Below are 14337 nucleotides of genomic sequence, written 5' to 3' on the forward strand. Positions count from 1 at the left end.
GGGGTTTCTCTTTTTTTGCAAAGCTCATATTTGTTGATTACGGGAATGCTCCTTAATTAAATCAAACGATTGCACGAATAGAATAAAATAATACAGTACAGATTAATATAGTTAATCCTATTAATAAGATAATTCCTAAAACTGTCGTTACAGCTCTCCAAACATATTTATAACAACGTACCAGGGCAACTACAATATATAATCGCAGAATTGCGCCTATAGTTTCTGTCAGTGTAGTTGGTATATGCATATATTTATTACCTTGCATGATAAAAAACAGGCAAACAGCAATATAAGCCAGATAAAGTATGATAGTTATTTTAAAAGCACTTTTGAGCATCACCACAAAATCATATACAGACAAGTGCCATATTTCACGTTCTTTATCGTGAACATAACCATTTTTGTCTACCCATTGATAATATTCGGTTTCTGGTTTACGTTCTTTTTCTTCTTTTTCCCATTTAGCCCATGTATCTTTAAGGCTCATTAATTATCACCTTCAATATTTTGAGAATCCTTATGTTTTTGGGATTTCAAGTACGCTGCTATTACTTCCTGGATGAATTCCTTCCCGTCATCATCTAGCTTCTCAATGAGATTAATTATAGAAAGCATCGTAAAACCATGACTGACGTATGTTTCTACTTTTGCTTCATCAATATTCCCCGACAGAAGCCAGTTCATATCACAGCCCAATTTGGCTATAGATAGCAAAATTTCTGAGCTAGGACGTAATTTGCCCTGCTCAACATTACTGTAATAACTTTGTGCTTTACCAATCTTGGCAGCAAATTTTGCTTGGTTAAGTCCGAGTGAATTGCGATAAATTTTCAGACGTTTACAAACAGATAACCAATCTGTATTCATTTCATTAGTTAGTTTATTTTGTTCTTGTACCATAATAATTAATCCAATCTTATACTCAATTTCTGATATCATTTTATCACAAATTGCTATATTAGACAATGAAAAAGTACGTTTTAAACGTAAATACATATAAAAAATCTAAATTAAAGGAGTGCTGAAATTGACGTTTAAAAGACTTATTATCGCAGAAAAATCAGATATGGGACGTGCCATTGCAGATTTTCTTTGGCCCCAAAAAGACTATCATGACAACAAAACCTATGTAGAAAAGGACGGTATCGCCATATCTTGGGCTGCAGGACATCTATACTATCTTGCACAACCTGCAGACTATGGCTATCCGACATGGAATTATTATCCGGTATATCCAGTTGATTGGGAGATAAACCCATATGCTAATAAATCAGTACAGCTCTCTGTGTTAAAGGATTTGCTATCCCTTGCTAAAGAGGTTGTACATGCCGGAGATCCAGATAGAGAAGGTCAATGCATTGTGGATGAAATCTTAGATAAATGCTGCTATAAAGGACCTGTAAAACGTATTTTGCCAAACGCTAAAGATAACTCATCATTAAAACGAGCTTTTGATGCAATGGATGATAACGACAATCATAAAAATATGTATATCGCGGCACAAGCACGCCAGCGAGCTGATTGGCTTGTCGGGATGAATTTATCCCGATGCTATCAGGAGCAGGCAAAAAAATATGGATTAGATGAGCGTTGGCGTGTAGGACGTGTAAAAATGCCCACCCTGGCTCTAGTCGTACAACGTGAACGTGATTTACAGAGCTTTTCTAAACATTATTTTTATGAGCTGCAAACAACCTTCCAAAAGGAGAATGTGCCTATTAGAGTAAAGTTAGTCCCATCGGATAAATTAAATCTAGATGAAAAAGGACGGGTATTGGAAAAAACTGTGCTGCAGGCCATTGCGACAAAGGTAAAAATGTCAGCTGGTATTGTAAAGAGCTATAAACGTTCTACTGGTGCAGAATATCCTCCACTACCTTATTCTATGGATAAGCTGCAGGTAGAAGCAAATAAAAAATACCACTTATCCCCTAAAAAAGTGTTGGACATTGTTGAATCGCTTTATCTTGCGAAATTGGTATCATATCCACGTTCTGACTGCAACTATATTCCTAAAGCACAACTAGAGGATTCCCCAAAAATTATTGAAGCTCTAAAAAAATATGGCTTAAATGTAGCTGATAAAGCAGATTTGAGTATTATTGGTAAAGCATGGAATGACAGCAAAATTACTGCCCACCATGCAATTATTCCGACCGGTGTCCTGCCAGCTAACCTTGATAGTGATCAGGATAAAGTGTATAAGCTAATCGGACAAAGATATATTATGCAATTTCTGCATCCATGTAAATTTGAAACGGCTGAATACACAATAATAGCAGCTGATGAAACATTCCGTGGCAGCTGTAAGCATATCCTTGATTACGGCTATAAAGGCGTAGGCCTTGGAGAAAGCAACACAGAAGATGATAACTTGACTGATGTACTGCCAAACTTAGCGGAAGGAGAGAATTTAGGTCTCCCGGCTGATTGTCGAATAGACGCTAAAGAAACCAAACCGCCAAAACGCTTTACTGCCGGCACTCTAATTAGTGCAATGACAGATATATGGCGTTATATGGCCAGTGATAATCCTAATAGAGATAAATTGAAAGAAATTAAAGGTCTTGGTACACCAGCCACCAGGGATGGCATTATTGAAGATTTACTAGCTACAACCATAAAGGGTAAACCGGTACGACCGATGTTAAAAGAAATCAAAAATGAGCTTATTCCTACAGCTTTTGGTTTTTACGTCGTCGATAATATAGGAAAAAATCTTACTGTACCAGATGCTACTGCGCTTATGGAATATAAATTGGCGGAAGTTGAAGCAGGAAAATATGATATAGCATCTTTTCTGGAAGAGATAAAATGCATGGTAAATGAAAATATTGATTATGCAGAACATCATCAGTTCCCTCCTGATCCGGAAGGTAAACCGCCAGTTGAATGTCCGCATTGTCATAATGGTAATCTTATAAAATGTTACAGCAAAGCAACAAAGGCAGAATTCTTTCTTTGCAATAACAAAGAATGTAAAAACCCCTATAATAACAAACCATATTATTATAATGTTGGAGATGACGGAGAGCCTATAATTGGATATTGTCCGGTATGCAAAAATGTTATGGATAGAGCCAAAGGACCATATGGTTTTTTCTGGAAGTGTCCTCATTGCAATAAAAATTATCGTGATAAGAATGGTATGCCAGACTTTTCCCAGAAGCCTAACAATACTTTTATCAAAAAGCCATTTCATAAATCGTAAACGAGGTGATGATTAAATGGATGAACCAAACAAGTCCACAGATCCTATTGCAGCAGCTTGTGATAATGAAGTAAATAATATTTTGAAAGAAGATGATGAGGCTGCTAACGAAGAAAAAAATGATACAGCTTCTGATAATACTGATGTAGAAAAGGACGCTTCTTCTAATTTTGATGAATGTGATTCTAATAACCAAAATGATGACTTAGCTGAAGAAGTTAATCTGAATGATATAGAGGAATTGGCAGAAGCAATTAACGGTATACATGATAAGGTGACTGTTATAGAAAATGACCAAACTAATTTTATCAGAAATACACAACAACGGTTAGAAGAAATTGATAATAATATAAAATCACTCATGGTCTCCTTACAAGAAATAGCTGAACAACCACAACAACTCAATGAGTTATCTCAATCCTTATTGAAAACCAGCAGCAATATCAATACCAGCGTTACCAATCTGCAGACTGCTTTTAATGGCATCAATGAAAGTACCACTCAATGTATAAGAGAGTTGCAAACGGCCGCCAATGAAATACCTAAAAAATTGTTAGAAGATTGCTGTCAGCAGAATAAAACTGCCTTGGAAACAGCTGTATCTAATTTTAATGCTATGAATAGCGCTGCTCAAAAATGGATTAAAAAATTAGGTAACAATGCTGATTTAGCAACGCAGATTGTAATTACATCAGGTGTAATTACACCACTATTGCTGTTTCTTGCTATAATGTATATGATTTTAAAATAAAGTTATTGTGTTTATGATGCCTTGACAGTGCTGAATTAATATGAATTTGATATATTTATATTGAATTTTGATAAGAAATATATTATAATTAATTTGTACATAGCGTACATCTCCTAAATGTACGCATTCTCCTTATGTACTACCTTTTGTTTTTATATTTTTCTCCCAACTCAGCCTGGACTTGTTCCAGGTCTCTTTTTTTATAAAACTGGTGATAAAATGGAAGAGAAGTTTTTACCACAAGACATTGCTGCAGAGCAGGCAGTGCTTGCTGCAATTCTTTTAGATAGGGATAGTATAAAAAAGATATTGGATGTATTAGATGCTGACGACTTTAGTCGAGAAGCCCATAAAGTAATATACAAAGCAATGATGAGCTTATTTTTTCATGATGAGCCAATAGATTATATAACATTAACTAATTATCTGCGCAGCAGAAATGAATTGGCTTCAGTCGGTGGATTAGCTTATGTTATGGGATTAAATGCAATATCTGCAGCAAATATAACTTATCATGCAGCTATAGTTAAGGATAAATCGGTTCTTCGTTCTATGATTAGAGCTGGGATGATTATTCAAGAACTCGGTTATAGTGCAAGTGATGTAAATAAAGCTGTAGATGAGGCGCAACATCTTGTGATGCAGCTTTCTAATTTTCATCATAAAGAGACTTTACAGACTGATTCGCTAAGCGAACTGCTTAAATATTGTCTTAATCGCGTAATTTCAAGTAACTATAAAGGTATATATACAGGCTTTAAGTGTCTGGATAATATGACTAATGGATTGCATCCTGGAACGTTAACGATTATATATGGTGTCTCAGGATGTGGAAAAACAGCATTGGTGCTTCAAATCATGGCTAATATGATGAAGAACAATAAAGTCATATATATTACTGATAGCGGTCTTGATGAGATAGCTTTAAGAATGATATGTGTGCTTGCTGAAGTATCATGTTGGAAATTTAAAACCAATCAGATGAGTGATGATGATTGGGAAAAAATACAGCAAGCTATTATTTCCAACGAGACTGATAGGGTAGGTATATATAGTTTTGATGCTTCTTTGATTGAATTGATAAGCCGGATAAGAGAAATATATAGAGAAAAGAAAATGGATGTACTTATTTTAGATTTTCAGTGTATCAGGCAAACTTATGAGGAGTTGTTAAAAAAAGTAAAGTCATTGGCAGATGAATTGGGAATAGTGATTATCGTTAATATGAAAAAAATACCGGAACAAATACAAGTGGATGATTTACGCTTACTATAAAAAAAAGATAATAATAGTGACTATAAGTTGTCTATTGAAAAGCATATTGGTGGACCTGTAGGTAGTATAGATATGTCTTTTGACAGTACAGTGCTTACTTTTAAAGAAATGTAGAACTGCAGCAGTTATGCTGGATTAACCTTATTGTACTTAAAGATAAGTTATGATAGAATAGCTGTTAAGGTAGATTAGGTTATTATACAAAACGTAAGCAGGTGAGATTATGGATGCTAATTTAATGATAAATATTGTTGCTGGCCTAGCAGTTTTAGATGTTACAGCTTGCTTAGGATATAACTTATATATGCTCAAAAAGTATTCTGATGGTCCGTGTGGAAAATATGCGATTGATTTTCTGCCTTGTAGTATGCTACTGAAAATAGCTGTTATCTTATTGCTTTTAATGATTTGTTATGGGAAATATGTCTATGATCATGATTTCTTATTGCCGTTAATCCTGCTCATTGCCGGATTACTATCTATTGCTGATATGATTTCCAGTAGAGTAGAGTTTTTGGTTGACGCATATAAGTAGTCGCATTTTGAAAAAAGAAGGCTCAGAGACAATCCTAGGAGACGTTCTGAGCCTTCTTTTTTGTTGGACATATAAAATTGCCTGTGCCTGTTTTATTGTGCCGTAGACACTGTTTTGATTTGCTTTTATAAAGAAGAGAAAGCCGTTCTGAAGAACGGCTTTCTTTAAAGTATTTTTAAAAACCTATTTCAATGCAACGCTTTAAGGATATACCCATGCTACATGAACCAAAGATTTCAATATCGTCATAGTCTTCACCGACACGAATAATGCGATAATAATTTTGTGGCTCTTCTTCATCAAGTTTGTCGAAGAAAGCATCGATGAATCCAACGTAAGGATATTCATGTACATACCATTTTTGGTTAGTCCATTTAATAGCTACCCACTTTTTGCAAGGAGACTCATCCACATAAGCAGACTGCATTAAAGTTTTCACATTGTCTTTCAGCTTATTATCATTAATAGCGTCTATTGATTTCAACAGTTCCGTATAACGCGCCTTACGCATTACAACGGCTATATCACTATAATATCCCATAATAAATCCTTTCTTATCATCGTTAAAATTGTTTTTCTGCTATGAAGCTATAGATGTTGAGTTTTTTATGTTTAAACATCAGTTTTTCCTGTTTTTTAAGCAATTCATTTACACTAACGCCTAAGTTAATGGCAGCTTCATATGCTGTAATATTTTCGGAAATATACATTTTTTGCCCATTACAATACCTGGTTCTGGTAAAACATCCATTATTGTACGTAATTTCTATTTGATTGCAATGGTCTAAACTTTTGAAAAATCTCTTTGAATTAATCAATCGTACCACTCCTTAAATATTCTAGATGAACTAGTATACCACCTCCCTGCGACAATTTTTATTTGCTTTTCGCACATATTCAGGAATTGCGATTAGCCTAAAGGCAAGGCTGCGTAGCACCTGCTTGCAGGTCTGCCTTGCCTGCAGGCGTATAAGCAATTACAATATGTGCGAGAAAAGCAAGAAAAATATGATTTTTGGCGTTGCCTGTTTTATTTTGCCGTAGGCACTGTTTTAATTCGTCGATTTCTGTTATATCTTCATATAAGTCTATATATTTCATATAAACATATAATCCATATTGGGTTATACAAACACATAAAAACATAAAAAGAGTTGGCACAAAAATGCCAACTCTACTAGTTAATCTTCATAATGACCTTTACATGAATAGATGTAAAGATTGTCATTAGTGTCAATATCATATACAAGTCTATTTGTTTGGTCTATACGTCTACTATAACCAGGTCTATATTTTAATGGTTCTGGTTTACCAATACCCTCTAAAGCTCCGTTTCTCTCTATATCCTTGATTAGAGCATTGATGCGTTTGAGAGTTTTTTTATCCTGCTGTTGCCAGTACAAATATTCATCCCACGAGATATTAGTCCATACCTTATTCATCTTCTGTATCCTCTATTAAATCATGTACTTGCCCGAAGCCTTTTTTTATTTGCTCCATGCTTCTATCAAGCTTAGCAAGGTATTCAGCATTTCGGATACTTTTCATAAGCTGATTGTAGTTATCAAGGCTCATAATAACGATGTTTTTTTCGTTTTTACGAGTAATAATAACAGTTTGATTATTATCACTTGCTTCATCACAATAATCTTTTAATTTATTTCTGAGCGTAGAATAATTAACAGCTAACATAATTATCGAACCTCCTTTATCCTTGTACAATATATTGTACAATATATTGTACAAGGATGCAAGATGAAATCAGTAAATTTACTTTCTAATTATCATATGACGCAAAATATTTTCGTCGATTCTCATAACACGGTCAAGCTCCAATACAGTTTTGCTGACAGCATTGAATGTTATTAATACGTAAAAGCCGTAATCAAAATCTTTGTTGCCGTTTCTGATTGTGTAAGCTAAGCGCTTTTGTCCCCAACGGTCAGTATGTTCAACTTCACTGTTGTTATCAGTAAGCAGTTTTTCATATTTTTCGATGACAGTATCAATGGTTTCGTCTTCAAAAGGTTTGGTGATAAACATAATCTCATAGGCATTGAGAGTAGGCTTAATCAGAACATCGTGATTTCTTTCCATAATAAATTTCCTCCTGTATGAGCAGTATTTGTATTCGCCCTACTCGGCGAGAATTTTTATTTGCTTTTCGCACATATTAAGGAATTGCGAATAGCCGGAGGGCAAGGGTGCGTAGCACCTGCTTGCAGGTTTGCCTTGCCAGCAGGCGTATGAGCAATTACAATATGTGCGAGAAAAGCAAGAAAAATAATATTATTGGCTGTGCCTGTTTTATTGTGCCGTAGGCACTGTTTTAATTTATCTGCTATAGTCATAAAATAGGTTATATAGATTTATACGAATAGAAAAAGGGATAGCCAGGGTATCCATGGCTATCCTTCATAAGTTTATTTTCTTGTGTAGGAACGTTTTGTTTGACCTTGAGAATGCTGATTCTTATAACTGGTGTCTTGCTGGTTGTCAGTTCTTGCTGATTTAGGCAAGCGACCATTCTTGTAACATTCAGCCTGCAAGCCGATTTCGTGTCGTTCAATGCCATTTTTGTCTACATAAGTATTGGGAGTGCAGATACCCTTAATGGTGTATTCGCGACCTTTGACAGCTTCATTGCCAAAATTTTCAGCAGCGGCACCAAACATGATTACTTTCCAAAAAATAGTAGTCTTTTCGCCTTTAGCAAAGCCGTTGTCTGCAATGCTGAAATTTGCAAAGACAGCACCATTATCTGTGTAATGAATTTCTGGTTCACGTACAAGGTTCCCGACGATAGTAATAGTATTCATAATAAGTTTCCTCCTGTATGAGCAGTATTTGTATCCGCCCTACTCGGCGAGAATTTTTATTTGCTTTTCGCACATATTAAGTGATTGCGAATAGCCGGAGGGCAAGGCTGCCTAGCACCTGCTTGCAGGTTTGCCTTGCCAGCAGGCGTATGAGCAATTACAATATGTGCGGGAAAAGCAAGAAAAGATTATTTTTTGCGTTGCCTGTTTTATTGTGCCGTAGGCACTGTTTTAATACTCCAATGGTTAATTTAAACTTATATGTTCATATAAAGGATATAAATCCATATGTCTTATATAAAGCAATGGAAAATATAGAAGAAGAGCTGACATTTTAGCCAACTCTTCTTTTTACTTTATTTTCTTATCATATGCTTAATAATTTGTTCCATGAACTCATCAGCAGTCGCAAATATTTTATCAATATTATTATTGATGAAATTCGTAATTCTATTAATGTCCTCATCCTCCAATCCTACTGTATCAATTTCTCCGTCATCATTGATAAAGTTTTTCATTACTAAAACATTACCACACAACGGCTGACCATATTCTTGATAACCGAAAAGGTAGCTGGCAATAGGATTCAGAATAGGTCTGCCGTTAAGCAGAAATTCATCGTCGAATACAAGGCAGTAATCATCTAAGCCTAATTCTTCGTAGATGTCCTTAATATCAATGAAGCCGCAAAGTTCTCCGATACCTTTTTTCATTCTTTGATACTTATATTCAGCAGGTGGCAGTTCTACTTTTATAACAATACTGCTTGGTTCAATTTTTAATGCTACAAGTTTTTCTGTTGATTCAACCATTTGAAATTCCTCCTTAAATTTCAATACCTCTTTCTTTAGCTACAGCTTCAATGACTTCCAATGCTTCGTCTAAGCATTTTTTGTGCCAACTGTCCGTGGAAGAGTTATAGATTTTTATAAACTGATTGGCTTTTTCAATTAGTTGTTGGTTAGGCAAGCTTCTAGCTTCTTCAATAGTCATTTCATAAGTTTTTCCACAAAAGCAAAATCTGTATGCCAAGTTTTAACATCAGACTTCGTGTAAATGTCATAAATATCATGACTGAAATACATGCCGTAGCCTTTTTCTTTTGCTTCTTGTCTTGTCATCAGCAAACCGGTAAAAGTTCCTCTAGGTGTAGTGATTGTTATTCTCATTCTGCTCTTCACATCTCCCCATTATTTCTTTTTATCTTCTTTCATGAAATCATCATAAGTACCTGCATAGAAGAAACGCTTTTTAGGCTTTCTTTTGTGTGGTTTTGCTTTCAGATAATCATATATCTGCGTTAATGCAATGCAGACAATGAGAAAGAGAACCATAAAACCAATGGTTTTAGCTATTATCAAGTTTTCGTACATCATGCGGTTAATTTCAACTTCGCTCATATCCATACCTCCCTGCGAGAATTTTTATTTGCTTTTCGCACATATTAAGTGATTGCGAATAGCCGGAGGGCAAGGCTGCCTAGCACCTGCTTGCAGGTTTGCCTTGCCAGCAGGCGTATGAGCAATTACAATATGTGCGGGAAAAGCAAGAAAAGATTATTTTTGGCGTTGCCTGTTTTATTGTGCATTAGGCACTGTTTTAATTCATCCTATACAGTTATATAGAATATATAAGCTTATATATTCTATATAACTGTATAGGAGTATAAAGAAAAGCCAAGCTGATGCCTGGCTTTCCTTTATGCTGATGTCGCTAATTTGCTTTCTCCAACTTTTTCATCCATGTCTATATCTTCTGTAGCTATGGAAAGCTGAGCCTTTAAAGCAAACTCTTTTACGATTAGGTTATATTCTGCATTGGTCTTGACCTGCCTGTTATTAAACAGCTTAGCCTGTACTATTGACTGATTTTTTATTTCAAGTAAAACTTTAGCTTTACCATTATCATCAGTTATAAGGACAAGTTGTAAATTGTCATTGATGCGGTTCTTATAACTGGCAGCACAGTTTTTTAGATCAATGCCAGCTTTTAGAATTTGGCTATATTGTGTCAGTACCTTGCAGGTACTGTTACGCAACTGCATATCCAACCTGTTTATGATATGAGCCGGGAAGTGATAGTTTATCTCATTCGATTTTTGCTTTGATACTAATATGCTAAGATAATCATGTAATTCTTTGAAGTGTGGCTTTTCTGATTCAAATTTAGCAAGATTCTTTTTGGTGAGCATATTAAACAGATTAATTGTATCCTGCAAAGTACGCAAATTACTGTGCAAAACATCGTTACAATGTTTTTGTGGGTAGTATTTAGCGAGATATTTATAGTAACTGCATATTGTAGTGATGCTGTTGTGATTTTTTGAAAAATATGGAACTAAGGTAGAAGCTAAAACTTCATTGTTCAGACTAAGTGCATTTTGCAGAGGATAAACGCTTGAATAGTTTAAGTTTTTCCTTACAAGGCGGTTATTAGGTAAAGAAAATGTTTCAAGGAAAGCATCAAGATAGGTTTCTCCTTTTTGAATCAGTAAAGAAAGATTGCGTTCCTGTTCTGTTAGGTCTGGTAAATCTAATTTTTTGATAGCAATGCTAAGATTGTAACTATCTAATTTGTAAAAATCACTCGTTTCGCTTTCGTCCCAAAATCTTACTTTTCTTGCTATATATAGCAGGTTGCGTTCTGTCATTTTAGACTTTGGGGCATAAAAGAACATTTTACGCTTGCTGTAACCTTGTTCCTGCATTTTCTCTGTAAGATAATTACGCAGATAAGTCATAAGCTCTGACATTCTTTTACCTTTTTTATCAACAATGGAGTAGGGAATAAAATTTAGGACAGTTTGTAATGGGTTAAGCAAATCCGAGTAGAAACCAATTTCTCTGATTTCTTTGGTATCATTTATGCATCTCTCCCAAACAACTCGTTTTTCCGTATAATGAAAATCAAATTGCTCTATAACCTTAAAGTTTTCGTTGAAGTCGGAATAAACATTTTCTCCTAAAATAATGGCATCATAAGAGAATTTTAGGCGTATATAGCTTTTAAATTCAATCAGACTTGCCTTTATATATAATGGCATAGGTGAAGAACTATCTTCGGTTATTAATACATTATTGATTTGATGTTCCCGTCCGCAGACTGGGCAGGTGACAGATTTATTATACAGAAGGTTGTCTATAGCTCCTGGAATAACCATAAGTGTATCGCAGGCTCTGCAATAACAATTTGTGATACTTCTGCTATGCCATTTGCGGTTTTGCTTATTATGTGTATCTGAATGAGCAAGATATAATGTAGGTGTATAAGGTGCAATGTTATGCTTAACAACATTACCCCAATAAGCACGGACAACAAATATGCCTTTGCTGAAAAGGTTAAGTTCCATTAGTTTCTTCATTGGTTATCATCTCCCTGTAATGCATCAAATAAACCCACTTCTTCATTTTCAGCATTTTGCTTAGGTTGTTGAGTAATAGTGGCAAGAGTTTTGCTTCTTATAGCCTGTACTTTTGCTCGTTGTTCTTTTTCAGCTTTAGCTTTTTCGTCTTTAATTATGGCTTGTTCATGCTTTGTAAATAAAAGATTGGCAACGTCCAAGCTTCTGCGTTGTGTATCAATAAAAGCTTTTAATACTATAGTCCTTTCGGCAGGCTGATTGTTTTTCATCGCCTGTTCACGGTCATACTTGATAAGAAATTCTAAGCAATCCAATGCTTTGGCTTGAAATGACAGAAATTGCTTTATTTCATTTACGTTCATTATATACACCCCCGTGCGATATTTGTTTTGCTTTACGCACATATAAAAAAAGCCTAATCCAGGCTTATGCAAGGACGTAGCCGCTTGCGGTGCGGAGCATCCTTAGCATAAGCTGCAGACTAGGCTTAAAATATGTGCGCGTAAAGCATCAAATTGAATATTGATTTTCTCTGTTTGTATTTTGTTTTATTGTACCGAAGGTACTGTTTTTGTTATATTATATTAGCTGGGACAATTCATCATTACACTAATTTACAATATTTCTTCGCGTGCTATAATTTCGTAGCCGTGTGATTGAGTATAGTATTCCAGGTGCTGAGCAATGAAGGAGTTCTGACCGACCACTGGTAAATCAAAGCAGTCAATGGGCGGTAATTCGGTAAAATCATCTTCCAGATCAATATAGATGCAGAGGTAAGTGTTATAACCGACATTTATATACATTTCGTAAAATATATCTTCTGATCCGCCATTTTTAATTGTGGAATAAGTCCAACCATAAGAGCGTATCGTATCTACTATCATATCATAGCGATCATAAAAATAGCGCTGCTGGATTTTCTTATCCTCTAATTCTTTTACGAATACTTTTACCTTTTGTCGTATTTGACTGAGAATGCTTGGTGTTAAAATCTTCATTTTATCGACTCCTTTTATAATTATTGTGTGACGATTTTTATTTACTTATAGTTACCGGCTTCAAATGGTTGCTTCAAAATGTATACTTTATGGGAGAGTGAAAAAACCTTGCAAAAAGCGTACTAAAATGTTACCATTTCAATAATGGGACATCCCAAAATAGAAGATGACATTTTGAAGCAAAAGGATGTGAGACAATGGCAAATATCGGGTATATAAGAGTAAGTACGAAGGAGCAAAATACCGGAAGACAGTTTCAGTGCTTTACTGATAATGGAATTAAGATGGACAAAATTTTTGAGGAACATGTAAGTGGAAAAAATACAGACCGTCTGCAGCTGCAGAAGATGTTGGAGTACGTCAGAGAGGGGGATACGCTTTATATAGAAAGCATAAGCCGTTTGGCAAGAAGTTCTGTAGATTTCTTCAACATTGTGCAGATGCTGGACGATAAAGGAGTAGCTATCTGCTCTTTAAAGGAAAGCTTCGACAGTACTACACCGCAAGGTAAATTTACTCTGTCTATTTTTGCTGCGCTCGCAGAATTAGAACGAGAAACAATTCATGAGCGCCAACGCGAAGGCATTGACCTATGTATTAAGCAGGGTAGAGCATATGGCAGACCTAAAAAACAGTTTAGTAAAACATTTGCTGTCAATTATAAGGTGTGGAGGGCTGGAAAGATTAAAGCTGTCGATTTTATGAAAATGGAAAATTTAAAGAGCAGTACATTTTATAGAATGGTTCGGGAATTCGAAAATAAGATAGACAATGATTAAGATGATGGCACATATCCTCCTCCATTTTATAATCTTGAATTTTTGGTACATGCTACCAATATTTAAATAAAAGGCTGTCGTATATACTGTTTTAAAGTCTATATGATAGCCTTTTATTTTTGCTTAATTAATGGTTACATTAATAGTCCAGCTTGCTTTAAAATTCTCCGCTCTGTGGTAAGAGGAATTGTATTGCCAAGCCGATGAGATGGTATAGTTATTTTTCCTTTTCTGACCGGATGGCGGTATTGGGCGTGGCTGCCCTTTTGAGCCATCTTTTGCCAACCGGCTTTCTTGAGCAAGTAGATTAATTCTCTTACGCTGATAAGCTGCATGGTTAATCTCCTTTCTTATAGCGCTCATTAGCTTCTGTGACAGCACGAATAAGATATTCAGCTAGGCTGATACCTTCGTTCAGTGCATTGATTTTAGCTTGCTTATGCACTTCTGGTGGGAATGGCACATTATACATCTTTACAGCTTTTTTATCTGCAGCATGATGAACCTTTTTAGATGGCTTATCAGGTGGCTTTTCACCGTTAAGAAATTTTTCCATGACATCTGCAGATGGGATTTGAGGGTTTTGTGGTATTTTCATAGAT

Annotated in this window: 21 protein-coding genes; 5 read left to right on the plus strand and 16 right to left on the minus strand. The window is 35.3% G+C overall.

The features are described from left to right. Positions 1–61 precede the first annotated feature (61 nt). Both Q0612_RS11180 and Q0612_RS11185 read right to left on the minus strand, forming a co-directional pair. Complete coding sequence (locus tag Q0612_RS11180) at positions 62–490, minus strand: hypothetical protein (RefSeq protein WP_298884723.1); 429 nt, start codon at positions 488–490, stop codon at positions 62–64. Continuing rightward, complete coding sequence (locus Q0612_RS11185) at positions 490–903, minus strand: helix-turn-helix domain-containing protein (RefSeq protein WP_298884726.1); 414 nt, start codon at positions 901–903, stop codon at positions 490–492. The genes Q0612_RS11180 and Q0612_RS11185 overlap by 1 nt, the downstream gene beginning before the upstream one ends. Before the next feature lie 127 nt (positions 904–1030). Between Q0612_RS11185 and Q0612_RS11190 the strand changes: the two genes are divergently transcribed. The 4 genes from Q0612_RS11190 (at position 1031) to Q0612_RS11205 (ending at position 5775) form a co-directional block, all read left to right on the plus strand. Continuing rightward, complete coding sequence (locus Q0612_RS11190; RefSeq protein WP_298884730.1) at positions 1031–3214, plus strand: DNA topoisomerase; 2184 nt, start codon at positions 1031–1033, stop codon at positions 3212–3214. A gap of 16 nt (positions 3215–3230) precedes the next feature. After that, positions 3231–3965, plus strand: a complete 735-nt coding sequence (locus Q0612_RS11195; RefSeq protein ID WP_298884732.1) for a hypothetical protein — start codon at positions 3231–3233, stop codon at positions 3963–3965. 219 nt (positions 3966–4184) lie between these two features. After that, positions 4185–5240, plus strand: a complete 1056-nt coding sequence (locus tag Q0612_RS11200; RefSeq protein WP_298884733.1) for a DnaB-like helicase N-terminal domain-containing protein — start codon at positions 4185–4187, stop codon at positions 5238–5240. Between the two features lie 223 nt (positions 5241–5463). After that, positions 5464–5775, plus strand: a complete 312-nt coding sequence (locus Q0612_RS11205) for a hypothetical protein (RefSeq protein ID WP_298884736.1) — start codon at positions 5464–5466, stop codon at positions 5773–5775. Between the two features lie 175 nt (positions 5776–5950). Here the strand turns inward: Q0612_RS11205 and Q0612_RS11210 are convergent, their stop codons facing one another. The 12 genes from Q0612_RS11210 to Q0612_RS11265 form a co-directional block, all read right to left on the minus strand. Continuing rightward, the gene (locus Q0612_RS11210; protein WP_298884739.1) at positions 5951–6316 is read right to left on the minus strand and encodes a hypothetical protein; all 366 of its coding nucleotides are present in this window, start codon (positions 6314–6316) and stop codon (positions 5951–5953) included. 640 nt (positions 6317–6956) lie between these two features. Beyond that, positions 6957–7217, minus strand: a complete 261-nt coding sequence (locus Q0612_RS11215; protein ID WP_298884742.1) for a Txe/YoeB family addiction module toxin — start codon at positions 7215–7217, stop codon at positions 6957–6959. Continuing rightward, on the minus strand, positions 7210–7467 hold the full coding sequence (locus tag Q0612_RS11220) for a type II toxin-antitoxin system Phd/YefM family antitoxin (protein WP_298884744.1): 258 nt from the start codon (positions 7465–7467) through the stop codon (positions 7210–7212). Before Q0612_RS11220 ends, Q0612_RS11215 begins: the two co-directional genes overlap by 8 nt. Positions 7468–7545: 78 nt before the next feature. Then, positions 7546–7872 carry a 30S ribosomal protein S6 gene (gene rpsF, locus Q0612_RS11225; protein WP_298884747.1) on the minus strand — a complete coding sequence of 109 codons (327 nt, stop codon included), beginning with the start codon at positions 7870–7872 and terminating at the stop codon, positions 7546–7548. Between the two features lie 326 nt (positions 7873–8198). Continuing rightward, on the minus strand, positions 8199–8594 hold the full coding sequence (locus tag Q0612_RS11230; protein WP_298884749.1) for a single-stranded DNA-binding protein: 396 nt from the start codon (positions 8592–8594) through the stop codon (positions 8199–8201). 356 nt (positions 8595–8950) lie between these two features. After that, a complete protein-coding gene (locus Q0612_RS11235; RefSeq protein ID WP_298884752.1) occupies positions 8951–9406 on the minus strand; it encodes a hypothetical protein in 456 nt (151 codons plus the stop codon). A 13-nt stretch (positions 9407–9419) separates the two neighbouring features. Beyond that, positions 9420–9587, minus strand: coding sequence for a hypothetical protein (locus Q0612_RS11240; RefSeq protein ID WP_298884755.1), 168 nt, complete (start codon positions 9585–9587; stop codon positions 9420–9422). Continuing rightward, on the minus strand, positions 9584–9763 hold the full coding sequence (locus Q0612_RS11245; protein WP_298884758.1) for a hypothetical protein: 180 nt from the start codon (positions 9761–9763) through the stop codon (positions 9584–9586). Before Q0612_RS11245 ends, Q0612_RS11240 begins: the two co-directional genes overlap by 4 nt. A gap of 21 nt (positions 9764–9784) precedes the next feature. Further along, positions 9785–9994: a hypothetical protein gene (locus Q0612_RS11250; RefSeq protein ID WP_298884760.1), complete on the minus strand. Its 210-nt coding sequence runs from the start codon at positions 9992–9994 to the stop codon at positions 9785–9787. A gap of 299 nt (positions 9995–10293) precedes the next feature. After that, complete coding sequence (locus tag Q0612_RS11255; RefSeq protein WP_298884763.1) at positions 10294–11955, minus strand: PcfJ domain-containing protein; 1662 nt, start codon at positions 11953–11955, stop codon at positions 10294–10296. Then, the gene (locus tag Q0612_RS11260) at positions 11952–12317 is read right to left on the minus strand and encodes a hypothetical protein (protein ID WP_298884765.1); all 366 of its coding nucleotides are present in this window, start codon (positions 12315–12317) and stop codon (positions 11952–11954) included. The genes Q0612_RS11255 and Q0612_RS11260 overlap by 4 nt, the downstream gene beginning before the upstream one ends. Positions 12318–12569: 252 nt before the next feature. Then, positions 12570–12956: a hypothetical protein gene (locus Q0612_RS11265; RefSeq protein ID WP_298884767.1), complete on the minus strand. Its 387-nt coding sequence runs from the start codon at positions 12954–12956 to the stop codon at positions 12570–12572. Positions 12957–13153: 197 nt separating this feature from the next. On the opposite strand from Q0612_RS11265, the gene Q0612_RS11270 reads away from it, so the two are divergent. Then, a complete protein-coding gene (locus Q0612_RS11270) occupies positions 13154–13735 on the plus strand; it encodes a recombinase family protein (RefSeq protein WP_298884770.1) in 582 nt (193 codons plus the stop codon). A 134-nt stretch (positions 13736–13869) separates the two neighbouring features. Here the strand turns inward: Q0612_RS11270 and Q0612_RS11275 are convergent, their stop codons facing one another. Both Q0612_RS11275 and Q0612_RS11280 read right to left on the minus strand, forming a co-directional pair. Then, entirely contained in the window at positions 13870–14070 is a 201-nt protein-coding gene (locus Q0612_RS11275) for a type II toxin-antitoxin system HicA family toxin (protein ID WP_298884773.1), read from the minus strand. 2 nt (positions 14071–14072) lie between these two features. After that, a complete protein-coding gene (locus Q0612_RS11280; RefSeq protein ID WP_298884775.1) occupies positions 14073–14333 on the minus strand; it encodes a toxin-antitoxin system HicB family antitoxin in 261 nt (86 codons plus the stop codon). Positions 14334–14337 lie beyond the last annotated feature (4 nt).

The organism is uncultured Phascolarctobacterium sp., assembly GCF_937920985.1.
Classification (GTDB): Bacteria; Bacillota; Negativicutes; order Acidaminococcales; family Acidaminococcaceae; genus Phascolarctobacterium_A.